Origin of the sequence: Vibrio sp. VB16, assembly GCF_015594925.2 — a bacterium.
Lineage (GTDB): Bacteria > Pseudomonadota > Gammaproteobacteria > Enterobacterales > Vibrionaceae > Vibrio.
Genome location: NZ_CP087591.1, coordinates 197,289 through 214,606, shown reverse-complemented (window position 1 = coordinate 214,606; position 17,318 = coordinate 197,289). Strand labels below are relative to the sequence as shown.

The window sequence follows — 17,318 nt, the reverse complement described above, 5'->3', positions numbered from 1 at the left end:
AAGGACAAGACATGGTTACGTTCGACAAGCATTCACTGGAGAGTGAATTCCCACTGTTAAAGCGATTGGTTGCACTGGAAGAGATCAATTGGTTCACCCCTAACAGTACCACTCTAGAGGTTGCGTTACCTTTTGTCGGTCTTGATGAAAACGATATACGCGATGCAAGCCAACGACTTAAAAGATTTGCACCGTATATCGCTGATGTCTTTCCGGAAACCGCAGCCTCTGGTGGGATAATAGAGTCAGAAGTGGTGGAAATAGCGCAAATGAAAGCGGAAATAGAGCAACTATATACGACGCCAATCCTCGGCCGCTTGATGTTAAAAAAAGACAGCCACCTTCCTATATCTGGGTCAATAAAAGCGCGTGGAGGCATCTATGAGGTGTTAACTCACGCCGAAAAACTCGCTATTAACGCCGGGGTGCTTTCTGAAGAAGAGGACTACAGAAAGCTGTCGACTGAAGCGCTGAAAACCTTCTTTGGTCAATACAGTATTGCCGTTGGTTCTACTGGCAACCTTGGGTTGTCTATCGGAATTATAAGCGCAAAAATGGGCTTTTCTGTCTCCGTTCATATGTCCGCTGAAGCACGAGAATGGAAGAAACGTAAGCTCCGCTCCCATGGTGTTAATGTTGTGGAATACGAACAAGATTATGGTGTCGCCGTTGAGCAAGGTCGTAAAGAATCCGAAAAAGATCCGAACTGTTTTTTCATCGATGACGAGAACTCGCAGACACTCTTTCTTGGCTATTCCGTCGCAGGGGAACGAATAAAGGCGCAGTTTGACCAAATGGGTATCATCGTTGATAAAGCTCATCCACTGTTTGTCTATTTGCCTTGTGGGGTCGGTGGCGGCCCTGGAGGCGTTGCTTTTGGACTGAAAATGGCCTTTGGTGATCACGTGCATTGTGTTTTTGCAGAACCGACACATTCTCCATGTATGTTGCTTGGTGTTCACACTGGGCTTCACGATAAAATATGTGTACAAGATATTGGCATCGATAATGTAACGGCGGCAGATGGATTGGCAGTGGGAAGGGCATCTGGGTTTGTTGGTCGAGCAATGGAACGGTTGCTTGATGGCTACTACACTATTTCAGACCAAAGAATGTATCGCTTCCTGAGTCAACTCGACAAATGCGAAGGGATTAAACTCGAACCTTCCGCATTGGCCGGAATGTTGGGTCCCATTATTGTCACGAACGCGAGTGAATACCAAAAACGCTTGGGCTTAGATGATCGGTTAATGGAAAATGCCACACATCTTGTTTGGGCCACGGGAGGAGGAATGGTGCCGGAAAAAGAGATGGCATCTTATTTGGCCAAGGCAGTTGGTTAACATCATTTACTTCCCAGATAGTTGAATTGGTTCATAATTAAGCTTTTTTACGCCTCCTTACTACATATCCCTACTGACCGCACACCTCCAAATGGTAATAATACTCATTTTTGTTTGATCTAGAACAAAGAGACTATACATTTACCCCTAAAGTGGTATATTAAATGCGAATCAATCTCACTATCATTTCGATCGTCAATTTGTTAATGAATAACTCAATCAAGAAAAATAAGGATTTCTAGTGAAAAAGAGCATTTTAAGTTTAGCTGTATCTGCTGCCGTATTTACGTCAGTTTCTTCTGCAGCGCCTCAAGTCACTATATTAGATGTAACGCATCAACCAGCAGGGAGCTTTTTGGCTTATACCGAGTTCGAATTGTCAGGAGAGCCTTTAGCCGAATCTCTTGGTTTAGATCTAGATGTTTTAGACCCGAATGTTGTTGATGACCCAACCCCTTTTGACTTCGCCGCTGGTATTGAAAGTTATGAATACTCAGAAGAAGCGATGTACGCACTAAATTATCAATCTCAAATGGGTCCTCATATCGTTAATGGTCCTCTAAACCGCAGTCGTGGCGGAAAGATGGAGAACTTGGGTAAACGCGTGATTGAAATGGCTAATGCGGTCGGCTTCCCAGTGAACGAAGTTCCGCAAAATATGTACCCAATCTCTATTCCTTATATCTCTGGTAGCCCAGAATTTGCGCAGGCTCCAGACACAACAACCGTCAACGGTGATGAAGTCGAAATTACGACTGCAAAAGGGACGAGCAAAAAAGTTCAGGTTGTTGTACCGGCCTATTTTCGTGACTACAAATCTTTGGCTTGGGATCCAAGCTCATTTGATAAAACATTGAATCCGGCGGCAACGGGCGGCATCTTTCTTAAAGAAGTGATGTGGTCTCAAGATTTCCTTGGTGGCATGCACGTAACTGAAAGCGACGAAGAAGTAGAAGCTGATTCTGCCGTGATGGATCAAGATGGTGTTCATAGTTTGGGTGTGTCAGCGGCCGATGGCTTTAATGGCATGATGTTGACTGAAATGTCTATCGATAAACTTCAAATCATGCAGGCACAATTAGGGTTCGACGGTAAGAAATTGGGCGCTAAGTTTGGTCCAGATTACGACCCTAAAAATGGCCCCGTTTGGTTTGCTCATAAGGTTGCCGTGAATGAAGGCAACGAGAATCAAGTCAAATCCATTACATCGCTTAAGGTAAGTGATGGTTCATCTCAGTTACGTGACACATGGTTGATGCTGTGGCCGACGGCGGAGTTTTTCGCTTATACGGATCAGCGCACAGCAAACACAGCACAGAATCCAGCATTTAATGCTGTATTTGACGGTGCACCTTTCGCAGCAGCGCCAAAAGAAAATACAGATACCAACACAAGCAATGATGTTGTCGGTTCAGATGCATTCTCACTTGCGAATAATATCTCGAATTTGTTGTTTAAAAACATTGCTGCGCTTCATTTTAATGAAGATAAAGGCACGTTCGTAACCGAATTCAACAATGGCAAAATGGGCAACAAGGTTGACCTCTACGATGCGGCTTACTCTATGGTTGCACTTTCGGTTTACCAACGTGCGAAGGATGCGTTACCTGTCGGCTATGCGACGGCAGAGTCAGGTGACCTGAACCTTAAATCTGAACAAGGTAAGAAAGCGCTAGAAATGATTCAAGCGCAAGCCGATTTTATTCTCATGAACTTGGTTGGTAAAAATGGATTGGTACACGACGGTTTAACGTTAGACAACGTGATGACCGTTGATAGCAAACAATCTTTGGATTCTCAATTTGCTGCCATTCGTGGCTTAGTTGCCGCATTCCTTGCGACAGAAAATGACAAATATAAGCAAGCAGCTCGCTCAATTTATCTCTCAGTTGAAAAGAACATGTTTGATGAAAAAATCAATACGTGGGCGACGATTCCGGGAACAGAGACAATCCATACGCCATACACTGCGGCTGCAATTTCTGCAGGTCTGCGTGAAGCGATTCTTCACCTTAAAAATGAAGAAGGTGAATCTGAACCTGCGCTTGAACTATCAGCATTAACCAATCGTTATGTTAGTTGGTTTAAAGGCGTCATTAATGGCGGAATGCAATTAGCCGAATGGATGGGGGATTCTGGAGAAAACCAACTTAAAGGCAGTAACTCAACCGATACTGATGAAGATGGTGTTCAACAGATTATTGCTGCTGGTGGTAAATTTGGTACGGCAATGACAATGGCAAACAAGGCCAGTGTTAAGTAAAAGCTAACCGAGTTTATTAGATTTAAGCAGCGATATTTTGTCGCTGCTTTTGTCGTTTCAAAAATCGATTCGGTGATATTAAATATGGCGCATTTAATCCAAATGACTATTTAATAAAACTGACTGTATATAGGTAGAAAAATGTCGAGTCATCAGATTGCAGAAAAGGGTTCAGACAAAGGGGTGTTTAGCCGCTGGTGGTTCTATCTGGCTTATCATCATAAATGGGCAGAAGGGATGCTTTACCTTATGTTTATTTCTGGCCTTTTGTTATGGGATCGATTGGATGTAGGTTGGCAAGTAGAACGAATTACATTGCTTCTCCATATGCTGATTGGGCTCACCCTTTTTGTTGTAATCATGGCACCATTTTGGCTGGCTCATCGCCGATTAATTAATGGCAGTAAGAAAGCATTTCTTCGTAAAACAGGGTCGCTAATTGAATGGCTCTTAGTGGTCTGCACATCAACAGGATTTTATCTTTTTTTCTTTGGTATACCGGGTAACACAATGGGTAATTTAATGGCCGACGTTCACTTTTATTCGTCATGGTTACTTGCTCCTCTGGTGTTTAGGCACGCGATGCGCTGGAGCGTATTAAAAATTATAAAAAATAAATAACACCAACGATTAAAGGCTGTGGGCATAAGTTTATGTTGACCCACTAACCAGACGATTGGGATTAGAACAGAAACAGTACGTTTCATTGAAAGACACTGAGGATTTATGTTTGCAAGTTTTCTTATCACCCTAAGAGAAGGGTTAGAAGCCTTTTTATTAGTCGGTATCGCGCTTTCCTATCTAGGGAAGCTTAATGCTCGTCACTTAAATAAGTATATCTATATAGGTGTGTTTGTTGGCCTCGTTATGTCCCTAGCCATTGCGTTTGTTTTTCAAGTGGTCGTGGACCAGTTTAGCAACGAACGTTACCAAAACTACCTAATGGCGGGAATATTGTTGTTTGCCACGGGCGTACTGACTTATATGGCTATCTGGATGCAGAATCAGGCCAAAAATCAAGTGGCACAGATGCAGGAAAACATCAACAGTATGGTGACAACAGGTAACCTGATTGGGTTGGTCTCTCTATCTATGCTTGCCATTCTGCGTGAAGGGTTTGAAACCATCCTGTTTTTCTCTGCACTGATGTATTCCAGCCTTGGAGAACTAAGTGCACAGGACGCGATTATGGGGGGGCTTTTGGGCCTATTTGTAGCGTATGGCTTGGTCTGGTTTATGATGAAAAGCACCAAGAGAGTGCCATTGGCGCTGTTTTTTAAATGGACAAGTTTGCTCATTATCATTATTGCGGCGGGGCTGCTTTCTTCTGCCATTAACATGCTGCAAGCGGGTCATCTTATCCCTATATACTATCCGCAGGTTTTTGATATATCGCATATTCTGGATGATCGAGACGTGTTTGGTACCTTTTTGAGAGCGTTATTTGGTTACAACTCATCACCTGGTTTATTGCCGCTCACCGTCTGGTCAGTATATATGTTGATTTTCGTTCGCTTTTGGCAACAAGGATATAAACAAGCATGAATGACAATAAGAAAAAATCGGCCGTAGTTCTGGGGGCTGGGCCAGCTGGTTTAATGGCGGCGTGGGAGCTCGTGGACGCGGGTTTTGATGTCACCATTATCGAAAAAGAAAACTTTGCTGGAGGCATGTGTGCAACCCAAAAATTCACTGGTAAGCATGGTGACTATCGTTTCGATTTTGGTGGCCATCGCTTTATTACCAAGAACCCTAAGCTGCTCTCATTTGTCGACCAACTTATGGGAGAAGAGTTGCTGTACGCGCAAAGAAACAGCGTTATTCGGTATCGAGGTCGAATTTATCAATACCCTCTGGTACTGAGCGACTTAATAAGAAATGCACCATTTTCGCTATTAATCGGTGGTGGCTTTGACCTTGTGAAACAACTCTTTAAGCCTAAACCACAAACGCGATCAAAGGTCAGTTTTGCGCAGTGGATCGAGAGCCGGTTTGGTAAAACACTCTACAAACACTTTTTCGAAGGCTATACCGCGAAACTGTGGGGAATTGATCCCAAAAATCTATCAGGGGATTGGGCCTCACAGCGTATCAGTCTTATCGATTTAAAAGATATCGCTCGTCGTATGTTACCGGGTAAGCGTTCAAATGTGCGTACCTATGCTCGTCAATATCGCTACCCTAAGTGGGGGTTTGGTCAACTCTACAGCCAGTTAGGAACGGAGCTAGAGAATCGTGGCGTGAAGATAATCTTTAACGCTGAAGTAACGGGCTTAGTGCTGTCTGAAAAGAATCAGATTGAAGCGGTGAAGTTTGTCACCAATGATGAAGAAGATACCATCGGCTCAGAAAACATCGTTGCCACCCTGCCACTCCCGATAATGACAAAGCTGACCGGTTTTGATAGCGATTTAAGTTTTCGTTCATTGCGTTTTATGAACATGCCAATGGAAACGGACAATATCTCCGATAATACGTGGCAATACCTTTCCGATCCGGAAATTATTGGTACTCGACTTCAAGAACCGAAACGCCGTTCAGCGTATATGGCTCCCGAAGGAAGAACCTCGGTGATGGTAGAAATACCATGTAATAAAGATGATGAGGTATGGTCGATGGAAGGCGAAAAGCTTCGCGATAAGGTTTTGCAAGATCTTGAGACCCTTAAGGTTGATCCCAATTTGGCAACTGGGGAGTTCTTTACCTCATACAGCGAACATGCCTATCCGCTTATGGATATGGGATATCAAGAGAAGCGTGAAGCCGCGATAACCCACCTTTCCCAGTTCGAAAATCTGATCATGACGGGCCGACAAGGCACGTTTAGATACATATTTACTGATACGGCGATGGAGATGGGTCTGATGGCCGCGCAATCCATCATCGATGGCGTCGATCGTCGTCGTGAGATCTTTGATTATCGAAATGAAAACATAGTAATAGAGGTTCAGAGTGTGGCTTAGCGAATGGTTATCCTGCTTGAAACACGTTGAATCATTGGATTAAGGAAGTACCTAGATGATGTTTACTGATGGCTGTAAGAAAATTTTGTTTTCTTTTGTTCTTTTTGTCGCGATGTCCTTACCTTCGGCCTCGTTTGCGTATTCTTATGCAGCAGCAGGTAAAGAACCCCTGATAGATGGCAGAGAAGTGATATTGCAAGCGTTGCAAGCCAATGATTATTCAGCGGTTGAAAACGCGGTTTTGGGGCTAAAAGAAGAGTTTGATTATCTGTTGAGTGATCACAATGTGGATCTTCTTACACCAATAAATGCAGCAATGGAGAATGAAGATGGGGCGAAAATTGAAGCGATAATTGACCATGCCGTGGTTGAGGAGATTGTTCGTCGCTTAGAGGGGGCACAAAACAATTTAGCCGATTATCAGGTCGCCAAAGTACTCGTGGTAAAAAGTAAACTATTTCTCGATCTTATTATGCCAAAACTGACAAGCGCTCAGCGGGAGCAAGCCAACATGGCGATACAAGGCGTTTTGGCATCGATTGGAAACCCAGGCGTGTTTGGAGTGGGTCAAGCGCCGGCAAATCAAGAGCAGTTTAAAACAGAGCAGGCCAAATTACTCAGAGCGATTCAGGGAGTCAGACAACACTGATGCTGGAACGTCTAGGTCGTACATTGAGTATACAGTTTATTCTCATCTATGTTGTTTGGGCGATGTGGCTGTTAGCCTACCCATTTCAACTGACTAGTGATGATGCCCTCAATTTTCATCGGGCGATTGAGCGGTTTTCAGTGCTAGAGTTTCGTCCGCATTTTCCGGGATATCCAGCCTTTGTTGGTGCCAGTTGGTTGGCCTCGATATTTAGCCCAGAAGCTGCAGCGGCAAATGTAGTGGTCTCGTTTGTGTCAGTAATGCTGATCCCTATTCTCGTATTTGTGCTTGTGAAGCAGCTTAGCCGATCAATTTTTTCGGCGGCTCTAGCGGGTATGTTGGTGATGACACAATCGATAATGGGCGCACTCGCACTCAATGGACTCTCGGATTCTTTGGCCTTGGTGTGTCTACTGTTCGCTCTACTGATGGCGTTGGGTAAACGTTTTATTCTCACGGGTGTTTGGATCGGTTTGATGCTGTCTACGAGGCCTTCTTATTTTCCTTTGGTGTTGGTTTTTCTGATCGTACCTATGATAACCGAAGCAAAGGGGTTAAGAGTATCGGCATACCTAAAAGCGGGCATTAGTGTGGTGTTGATAGGGGCATTAAGTCTGTTGTTTATTTGGGTCAAGGACGGTGCTGCGTACATAGAAGAGGGTATTCGTTTTACAACAGGGCATTTCACTATCTGGGGGAATACCGTTTCAACGCAGGACGCCAGCGTTACTCAGTGGATAGGTGTGCTCGTTAATGAATACTCGGCATTGAGCCTAATACTGATACTTTGTTCTCTTCTTTATGGACTCTCAAGTTTTTACCGGTTCTCGGGCATGACCACGAGTGACAAACTTGACGGCAGGGATCAATGTTGGCAAGGCATTATAGCGAGCATAGGTCTGATCTATTTGGTTTGGATGCTATTGGCCCAAAACCCAGAAAACCTGCGACATTGGGCGCCCGTCGTCCTACTTTTTTGTATTGTGTTATCGCTTCAGCTAAATGAATTGTTGGATACAAAAAGAAATACAGCCCTAGTCGCGTCTGTATTCGTGCTATGTGGATTTGTCATCATAGGTTGGCAGAGCATAAATTTAAGACCTGACGTTGCCCCCGTACAACAAGCTATACGGTGGATAAACAACCAATCGGATAATAAATTTGTAGGTTCTAACTATTGCGTCAATCTCCTAAAAGATAGGCTGACTGACAGCGTGGTTTTTGACATGTACTACCCAAGCAGCGCAATCGCGCTCAATAAAAAAAGTGACCGTGCATGGCGACTTTCTAATACTAAGTTAAAAAACAATGAATTAATCACGCAGTTTCCAGCAAGGTTTAGTGGCGAGCGGCGTTTATATTTATACAAAATGAGTCAGTGAATAAACTGACCTAAACGATGAGCAAAGTAAAAGATGTTAATAAGCAGTAAAGATAAGCTATTGAAAGGGTTGGCGTTTCTGTTAATGGCCTTGATTTCACATAATGCGATAGCAGGCGATAAGAGCCGCTCTATCCGTTTTAATCAAGACAAATCGCGTATTTACAGTGCGAACTTTGATGCGGGTAGTGTCAGTATTCTTTCCCGTGAAGATGGCCTGATAATAAAGGAAAAAACGATAGGACGAGATATTCGTCGTATTGCGTTTAGTGATGACCAAACGTTGCTCTTGGCGACGGATTATCTACAAGACAAAGTGGTGATGTTAGATGCCAACTCGCTTGAAGTTATATCAGAAACTCCCGTTCCTGCACGCCCTTTTGGCGTGGTATTCAGCCCTGAAAATCAGCTCTTTTACGTCACTAGTTTTGAAAAAGACAAATTACTACTCATCGATCGCTCTGGTGCACTGATTGAAACGGTAACGACTCAGCCTTCGCCACGAGGATTGGCGTTGACCGACGATAACCGTTTATTGGTAACTCATGCCTTAACGGGGCAGGTATCGATCTATGATGTATCTGCGATAAAACCTGCGTTGTTGAAAGTGATTCAACTCGCCGATAGTGAAGAAAATAAAAGCAAAACCGTTTCACAGGGCAAACCACGGAGACTAGATAATATTGTCATCTCCCCAGATGGCAGCACGGCGTGGCTTCCTCATGTGCTTTGGTCTTTTGGTCATGATTTTCAGTTTCAATCAACGGTGTTTCCAGCTATCTCCATCCTAGATCTAGAGGTTGGTAATGAACAGGAAATCGAACAAGAGCGAAAGCAGCTGTTTAAGCAAATCAATATCATAGAGAGTGGAAATCGTACCAGAATTGTTTCCAATCCCCACGATGGTGAGTTTAGTGAAGACGGGAAGAAGGTTATCTTTACGTTGGCAGGTTCGGAAGATCTTTTGGTTTTCGATTTATCCAGACAAGGAAAGAAAAACAAAAATCGCCACCGCCGTAAGAAATTTCAAGGAGGGGTAAAAGCCACCCAGATATATCGCGGTGTACCGGGTGATAACCCTAAAGGACTATTGATCAGCGGTAGAGAGCTGTATGTGCAGAATGCGATGTCATTGAATATTGCCAAATTTGATACCGGTGAATCGGGGCCTTTTGCTAAAGTAAAACTCGCGGAAGGCAATTTTGCCTCTTTGGTCTTATTCGATCCATTGCCAAGTCAGCTTCGTCTAGGTAAAACGTTATTCAATAGCGCTAACACCGCCGATTATGCCGAATTTCCTATGGCCGGTGATTTTTGGATGAGCTGTAATTCTTGTCATATCGACGGATTTAATTTCACAAATCGTCAGTTGATGGAAGATGGCAGAAAAAATCGATTTGAGAACGCTTTGACGGGGCATGTTGATGTAAGAAAAATGATTGCAGGTGACCCTGTTGGGGCGTATGTCGATATCATTCAAAAGACTCAAGGTGGTATGGGAGGTGACTCGCGGGAGGGTGCTTCTGCATTGGTTGACGTTGAAAATCCGCCAGTAAAAGTGGCGAAAATGATGACCGCGTTGAATGAGTATGTACGCGCTCAAGAGAACCTACCGTACCTCTCTACGTGGCTGAGATTAGATGACAAGAGACGTTATACTCATCCGGATGAATGGGTCAATTCGGCTGAATGTGCGGATTGCCATACTACGATCTACGATCAATGGGCAGATTCGAATCACGGTATGAATATGGATCACCCTTACTATCGTCAACATGAAGATCTGGCCGCAAAAGTTGAAGGCGAAGAATTTAGAGTGTTATGCCGAGGCTGTCATACGCCACAGATGGTGATTAATGGTGACAATAAGCCGTTAAAAGAATTTGGCGATATGTACGAAAAAGCAGGCGAATCTCTGGTTGAGGCGTTTGTTCATGGTCGCTCGGTGAACGAAAGAGGAACAGGGTGTGTGTTCTGTCATCGTATCACCAAGGCAGAAAATGCCGGTGGCAATACTGACATGACGGTTAATCTTAAAGACAGAGAAGCGTATATTTTTGAGGATGCCAATACCAGTCTACTTAAATGGTTATCGGAAAAACAGATAAATGCCGCACCAGACAAACACAAAGCGTCTTACTCGAACCCAGAGCTGTACCAAAGTTCACTCTACTGTGCGACGTGCCATAACGAATTCACGACCGGACAAGGGGCAATCATTAATGATAACTTTGGTGAGTGGTTAGCATCACCGTTTAATTCGCCGGAAAATCCGTCCAAACACAAAACTTGCATCGACTGTCATATGACGCAGGATGTCACGGACTTCGATAATCGCGTTGCAGGCCAATCGACAGACGACGGTCCTATTAAATCGAATATGCGTTCCCATCATTTTGTTGGCGGTAACTACTACTTTACAGGAATGAGAAACCCAGAACATAAGAAACTGAGTATCGATATTCTTAAAACGGCTCTTACGTTGCAGGTGGAAAAAACAGGCAATCAATTGACCGCGAGTATCACCAATGCTAACTCCGGGCACGATATGCCGGGCGGTGCACGTAGACAAGTTTGGTTAGAAGTGATTGCGACAGACGCCAATGGTAAAAAGGTATTTGAAAGCGGTGTGATGAAGGACGGATATATTCCTAAAGACGCCCGCAAATTCGTTAAGGTTGGGGTGGATAAAGAGGGCAAGCCAGTAGGACAACTTTTCTGGCGATACGTGAAGATCGGGAAAGATACTCGTATAAAATCGGGTCAAACTCGTCGCGAAGTATTTGAGTTGCCGACAGAGGTCGAATATCCCCTTACCGTGTCAACGCGTGTGCTTTATCAGGTGTTCGCTAAGGCGCTAACGGAAAAAGTGAAGAAGGCGTTTCCTGAAGAGAATATTCCAACCCCTGAAGTGATTGAATTGGAAAAAATGGTGTCTGTATATGAGGCGCAATAAATGAGTTTTAATTCAGCCATGTTAACGGTAAGGGAATTTGGATTGTGAACGCGAAGATACCTTATACCAGAATAGAAAAATTGCTCGACTATATACATGACAATATTCAGGAGCCATTAAGCCTAGACGAGTTAGCCGCGAAAAGCTGCTGGTCTAGGTGGCAATTGCAGAGAGTTTTTCAGGCGTATACCGGTTTCAGTGTGGCGCAATATGTTCGGGAAATTAAGCTCAGTCAAGCAGCATTAATGGTGCTTGATGGAAAGCACCGCATATTAGATGTGGCGTATGAATTTGGGTTTAATTCCGAGATAGCTTTTAGCCGAGCCTTTAAGCAGTTCTTCGGTGTATCACCTAAACGCTATCAATCGAACGGATTAAAGACGGGAATTAAAACGCCTTTGACCAAGCCAATTAAGAGCAGTGAATCCGTATTCTATCCAGAAAATACGCTCTATCAAGTTCGCTTGGAACACAAAAATGCTTTTTCTATCAATGGCGTGCCGTCGATAATTAGAGGACTTCAGTCGCCAGAACCCGATTTTTCTAGCACGGTTCCTTACGCGTGGGAGACATTCTTTAAGCAAACGGATCTCACTAATGTGGTTAACGTACCCCATATAGGCATCATTGATATGTCGCCTAGTCAGGTAGATGGAGAACTTATCTATTGGGCGGGCGTGGAGAAAATAATGGCAGAAAAGTCCTCAAATAATGGATTAATTTGCAAGAAGCTAGAAATAGGAGAGAGCAGCTACGCCGTCTTGCCATATCAAGGCGATGTCGATGAATTTTATAAAGCCGTAACTTGGTTAGTCGCAATGTGGCTTCCTGAATCTGGGTATAAAGCGGTAGACAATGCGTTTGAAATGGAGATTTATCACCCGCCTTTCGATAATGATCAACGAACGATACTCGCCGAATATTGGTTGCCTATTTATCAATAAACCTTATCTAACTGCAATAGAAATATCAGTGATAGTTGCACCAAATTGTTATCTTTTTTCGATCGAACTCGTCTATTATCTGCATGATAATGATTCTCATTAATGTTAAGAGAAATCAGTACATATATTAATACCGTTCTTATTATGCAGGTTACTATGAATAAAATTCACAACAATGCTGGGTTCAAACTCAGTGCAATCACAACGGCGATAGCGCTTACTTTTAGCTTCTCATTTTCTGCTAGCGCACTTGCAGACTCGACAGACTCCCAATCGAATACAGAAACGATTCAGGTGCTAGGCCAATCGTACCGAAATACAGCGACAAAAACCTCATTGAATCCAGAAGAAACACCCCAAGGTATTACGGTTATTGATGCTGAAGAATTAGAACAACGCAACGTTAAATCGCTAAACCAAGCACTTCGTTATGCCCCCGGAGTCGTAACCGAGACGAAAGGTGGTGCGGTGACCATGTATGACACGTTCACAATTCGTGGATTTAATGCGACACAAAGCTATTATGATGGATTGCTCTTGCAGTCCTTAACAGGCTGGAATTTGCAGCCACAAATTGATCCCATTGCTCTACAACAGGTGGAAATATTTAAGGGGCCTTCATCGGTGCTTTATGGCTCAATGCCGCCGGGTGGAATGGTGAATATGATTGCTAAATCACCACAAGAACAATCTGCGACGAAGCTTGGACTTGCTACAGGTTCGCGAAATCTGGTTGAAGCCTCCATTGATACCACCGGCCAGTTTGGTGATAGTGATCTCAGTTATCGATTTATCGCGTTAGCGCGTAAGCAAGACGGGCAAGTTGATTACACCGAAGAAGAACGTTTCGTTATTGCCCCTTCAATTGACTGGCAAGTTACAGATAAAACCTTGATCAATTTTAATCTGTATTATCAGAATGACCCTGCAATGGGTATGAACTCTTCATTACCTGCATCCGGGATGATTTACCCTAATTCGAATGGCGCAACCAGTTCGTCTACCTTTGCAGGTGACAAAAACTGGAGTTCGTTTGAGCGAGAGTTTTTGATGATGGGGTATAAAATCAACCATGAGATAAGTGATAACTGGTCGTTTTTGCAAAACTTCCGATATACCGACGCAGAACTTTCGCAGAAAAACACCTATCACCGAGCGTCGAGCTTTGACGAATCGACAGGGACATTAGCTCGAAATATCTACAGTACCGATGAAGAGTCAAAAGGCTATGTTATCGATAACCAATTGTCTGGTTATGTGTATACAGGTGATATTGAACATAACCTATTGTTTGGGTTGGATTATCAGCGTCTTGACGGAGAATCCGCTTATAAAGAGTATGCGAGTTCTTCTGCTTCGTTCTATGCGTTTAATATCTACTCACCGGACAATAATCTGTTAGACCGAGACTCATTGAGTGAAAATTATAACGCGAAATATGATATTTCAGTTGAGCAATTAGGCGTCTACTTTCAAGACCAGTTACGTTGGGACCGTTTAGTTATGATTGCAGGTGGTCGATATGATAATTATGAAAGTAAAAGTGTTCAACACGTCGTTGGCAGTGCAAATACGGATACGAAAGCCGATCACGGTCAATTTTCTTATCGGTTAGGCGCTCTGTATGAATTTGATAATGGTGTTGCCCCTTTTGCTAGCTATGCGACCAGCTTTGAACCTGCTACTGGGCTAAATAGCGACGGCGTTGCTTACAACCCTGAAATGGGTGAACAGGTAGAGGTTGGCGTGAAATATCAATCCGCGGATAGAACGATTAACGGTTCTGCCTCTGTATTCCACATTGTTAAAAGTGATGCGTTGATGGCCAACCCAAATGATATTTGGGGAGCAAAACTTCAGTTGGGTGAGGTGGTATCTCAAGGGGTTGAATTGCAAGGACAAGTTGCGATTACATCAGCGTGGGATATTCGTGCGAGTTACGCCTATATCGATATGGAAATCACGGAGGATAGCGTTGGTGGGCTTGAAGGGACAACACCGATTTATGTCCCAGAGCATAGCGCCAATCTTTGGTCAGATTATCAGATTTCCCAAGGTGCCCTTGCGGGTACAAAAGTAGGAGCTGGTGTGCGTTATGTAGGCGACATGCAAATAGATGCGGCAAATACCGGCAAAGTTCCAAGCTACACCTTGGTTGATTTGTCCCTAGGGTATGACTTACAGGGCGTATCTGAATCGTTGCAAGGTGCAACAGTGAATCTTTCTGCGAGTAACCTGTTTAACAAAGAGTATTACACCTGTTATGACACGGCGAACTGCTGGTATGGCGCAGAACAAACCGTTGAACTTAACGTCAACTACCAATATTAAAGGGCGTTAACTTACGAGCGCTGCCTACTAATATAGGCTGCGCTCACGATTTGAATATGAATATTATTGAAACACAAAATAGAGAACGATTTAAGCAGTTAGACGCCCTGTGTCAAACCGTTACGCCTTATCTAAAAGGGGGCTTAGCGCCTTTTGATTCAACAATGTTAGTTGGAGAATCAAGCGACCTCACCGTGATTAAACATCTGTATGGTGCTATTGAGTTGGCCCATCCAGAAGCGGGTCACGCGTATTGGCTAACAAGAACGTGGGAGTTGCTTTGCTGGCAGCCTATTTACATCAGTGTGATATCTATCTATGGGCTGCAAGCATTACCTGCTTTTGACGGTTTTGCTCAACAAAGAGAAGACGCCTATATCATGGGATATCGTTTTCAGACGCTCGACTTTATAACGGATGAGATCCCTAACTTGGTTAGTAGAGCTGGTATTCAATTAACGCAAATGTTTGAACACTACCGATTACTGATCGATTCGTGGTTACGGTGTCGCCCTGGTTTTACGAGACAGATTCTCGCGGATGCATTGCTTGAGAGTTTAGTGAAACTGCGGGTAGCAAGGCCAGATATAGATAACCAGATATTGTATCACCATGCTGAACTGTGGCTCTCTTCATGCCGACTGCCACTCAATAATCTACGGTCATATTCAGAGTCTATGGACGGGTCGTTGCGGTTTGTTAGGCGCAGTTGCTGCCTTGTGTACAAAACAGAACAAGGTCAGCTTTGCTCAAATTGCCCTAGAAAAAGAGAACGAATATGTACCAGTTAGAGAATATTAAGGTGACCCGAGACCAAAGAGTGATCTTAGATGTCGATCAGCTCTCTATTGACCCCAAAGCGCTCACGATCGTAATGGGGCACAACGGCTCAGGAAAGTCGACGCTTGTGAATTTATTGGCTAACCATATACGCCCTGATGAAGGGAGTGTGAAATGGAAAGGTACATTGTTACGTCATTTAAGTAGTAAAAAACTGGCCCGTGAGATTGCGTACCTGCCACAGACATTACCAGAAGTGGCAGGATTAAGTGTTGAAGAGCTCGTCCGTTTAGGTCGATATCCTTGGCGTGGCGTACTTTCTCGTTGGACGAAAGAAGATGGTTTATATATAGATCAAGCGATAGAACAAACTCAGATCGGTAAATTTCGACACGCCCTTGCCGACGAACTTTCTGGTGGAGAGAGGCAACGTGCTTGGATTGCGATGTTGCTTGCACAGCAGTCTGGCTTGCTTATTTTGGATGAGCCTACGTCCGCATTAGATATCCAATATCAGTATCAGATAATGGATTTGTTACAACGATTAAATCAAGAGACAGGGAAGGGCGTAGTGGTCATTTTGCATGACCTCAACTTAGCCCTTAGATATGCCACAAAAGTCATCGCCTTGAAGCAAGGTCGCATTGCATTCGAAGGCGATGCGAGCGTTTTACACGATGAAAATAGACTCACAGAGTTATTTTCTGCCCACGTCCAATTAATCAATCACCCAGATAAAAACGCTAAAGTGGCGGTTATATGCTAATTAAATCAATATTAATAACACTATGCTCTCTTTATTCTGGCTATTCTTTTGCCCAAATAGAGCCGACGTCTTCTCAAATACAAATAGAAGACACGAGGGGTCTACAGATACTTTCAAAAGTGCCCGTTAAAGTAGCCGCATTGAACTGGGATATAGCAGAACAGGTTTTGGAATTGGGTGTCGTCCCAGTGGCTATGCCCAATATTACTGGATATAGCGAATGGGTCGTGCAGCCAGAAGTACCGAGCTCAGTACAGGATATTGGCACCAGAGTAGAGCCTAATATAGAGCGTTTAGCAGAACTAAATCCGGATGTCATCATTATCTCATCACCACAAGTCGATCTCATTCCGAGGCTAGAACGCATTGCGCCCGTGCTTACTTTTGAAACCTTCAGTGCCGATCATGACAACGTGAAGGCGGCCATTCAAAACTTCCGTAGCATTGCGAAAGTACTAGGTAAGCAAGCGTACGCGGAAGAAAAACTAACGGATATGTTTTATGAACTAGCGCAACTAAAGCATGGTTTAGAAACGGCTTACAATGGGAAACTCCCAACCGTTGCCGCCTTTCGATTCTCTAGCACTTCATCGATCTATTTGTATGGTGATAATTCGATTACACAGTTTGCGCTGCAGCAATTAGGGGTGTCACCAGCGTTACCTCAACCTGCTACTCAATGGGGGGTAACTCAAAAAAGGTTGAAAGCGTTATTCGAGTTAACGGATGCAAGCGTAGCACTTTACTTCAAGCCTTTTGAACAAGAGGATAAGGTGACAAATTCGGTGTTATGGAAGGCGATGCCATTCGTAAGAAATGACAGGGTTAATAGTGTGTCTGCGGTATGGAATTACGGCGGTGCCATGTCGATTCTCTATAATGCTCAAGTGTTATCAACCGCGTTGTTAGAGATCGCGCCTCACACCGTAAAAACGAATTAAT

At 43.8% G+C, this 17,318-nt stretch carries 13 protein-coding genes; all 13 read left to right on the top strand.

Features of this window, described 5'->3' with window-relative positions:
- Positions 1-11 precede the first annotated feature (11 nt).
- The 13 genes from IUZ65_RS17530 (at position 12) to IUZ65_RS17470 (ending at position 17,317) form a co-directional block, all read left to right on the top strand.
- Positions 12-1,343: a D-serine ammonia-lyase gene (locus IUZ65_RS17530; protein WP_195705330.1), complete on the top strand. Its 1,332-nt coding sequence runs from the start codon at positions 12-14 to the stop codon at positions 1,341-1,343.
- Positions 1,344-1,584: 241 nt separating this feature from the next.
- Complete coding sequence (locus IUZ65_RS17525) at positions 1,585-3,606, top strand: hypothetical protein (protein ID WP_195705329.1); 2,022 nt, start codon at positions 1,585-1,587, stop codon at positions 3,604-3,606.
- Between the two features lie 141 nt (positions 3,607-3,747).
- Positions 3,748-4,227 (top strand): hypothetical protein, encoded by a 480-nt coding sequence (locus IUZ65_RS17520; RefSeq protein WP_195705328.1) that lies wholly within the window; start codon positions 3,748-3,750, stop codon positions 4,225-4,227.
- A 105-nt stretch (positions 4,228-4,332) separates the two neighbouring features.
- Positions 4,333-5,151, top strand: coding sequence for an FTR1 family iron permease (locus IUZ65_RS17515; protein WP_195705327.1), 819 nt, complete (start codon positions 4,333-4,335; stop codon positions 5,149-5,151).
- Positions 5,148-6,569 (top strand): FAD-dependent oxidoreductase, encoded by a 1,422-nt coding sequence (locus tag IUZ65_RS17510; RefSeq protein WP_195705326.1) that lies wholly within the window; start codon positions 5,148-5,150, stop codon positions 6,567-6,569. Before IUZ65_RS17515 ends, IUZ65_RS17510 begins: the two co-directional genes overlap by 4 nt.
- A 55-nt stretch (positions 6,570-6,624) precedes the next feature.
- A complete protein-coding gene (locus IUZ65_RS17505; protein ID WP_229638226.1) occupies positions 6,625-7,218 on the top strand; it encodes a hypothetical protein in 594 nt (197 codons plus the stop codon).
- Positions 7,218-8,600: a hypothetical protein gene (locus IUZ65_RS17500; protein WP_195705325.1), complete on the top strand. Its 1,383-nt coding sequence runs from the start codon at positions 7,218-7,220 to the stop codon at positions 8,598-8,600. The genes IUZ65_RS17505 and IUZ65_RS17500 overlap by 1 nt, the downstream gene beginning before the upstream one ends.
- Positions 8,601-8,633: 33 nt before the next feature.
- Complete coding sequence (locus tag IUZ65_RS17495) at positions 8,634-11,555, top strand: multiheme c-type cytochrome (RefSeq protein ID WP_195705324.1); 2,922 nt, start codon at positions 8,634-8,636, stop codon at positions 11,553-11,555.
- 44 nt (positions 11,556-11,599) lie between these two features.
- On the top strand, positions 11,600-12,499 hold the full coding sequence (locus IUZ65_RS17490; RefSeq protein ID WP_195705323.1) for an AraC family transcriptional regulator: 900 nt from the start codon (positions 11,600-11,602) through the stop codon (positions 12,497-12,499).
- Between the two features lie 165 nt (positions 12,500-12,664).
- Positions 12,665-14,830: a TonB-dependent siderophore receptor gene (locus IUZ65_RS17485; protein ID WP_443083760.1), complete on the top strand. Its 2,166-nt coding sequence runs from the start codon at positions 12,665-12,667 to the stop codon at positions 14,828-14,830.
- A 56-nt stretch (positions 14,831-14,886) separates the two neighbouring features.
- On the top strand, positions 14,887-15,621 hold the full coding sequence (locus tag IUZ65_RS17480; protein ID WP_195705321.1) for a siderophore ferric iron reductase: 735 nt from the start codon (positions 14,887-14,889) through the stop codon (positions 15,619-15,621).
- Positions 15,609-16,376 carry an ABC transporter ATP-binding protein gene (locus IUZ65_RS17475; RefSeq protein ID WP_195705320.1) on the top strand — a complete coding sequence of 256 codons (768 nt, stop codon included), beginning with the start codon at positions 15,609-15,611 and terminating at the stop codon, positions 16,374-16,376. The genes IUZ65_RS17480 and IUZ65_RS17475 overlap by 13 nt, the downstream gene beginning before the upstream one ends.
- Positions 16,370-17,317 (top strand): iron-siderophore ABC transporter substrate-binding protein, encoded by a 948-nt coding sequence (locus IUZ65_RS17470; protein WP_195705319.1) that lies wholly within the window; start codon positions 16,370-16,372, stop codon positions 17,315-17,317. Before IUZ65_RS17475 ends, IUZ65_RS17470 begins: the two co-directional genes overlap by 7 nt.
- Position 17,318 lies beyond the last annotated feature (1 nt).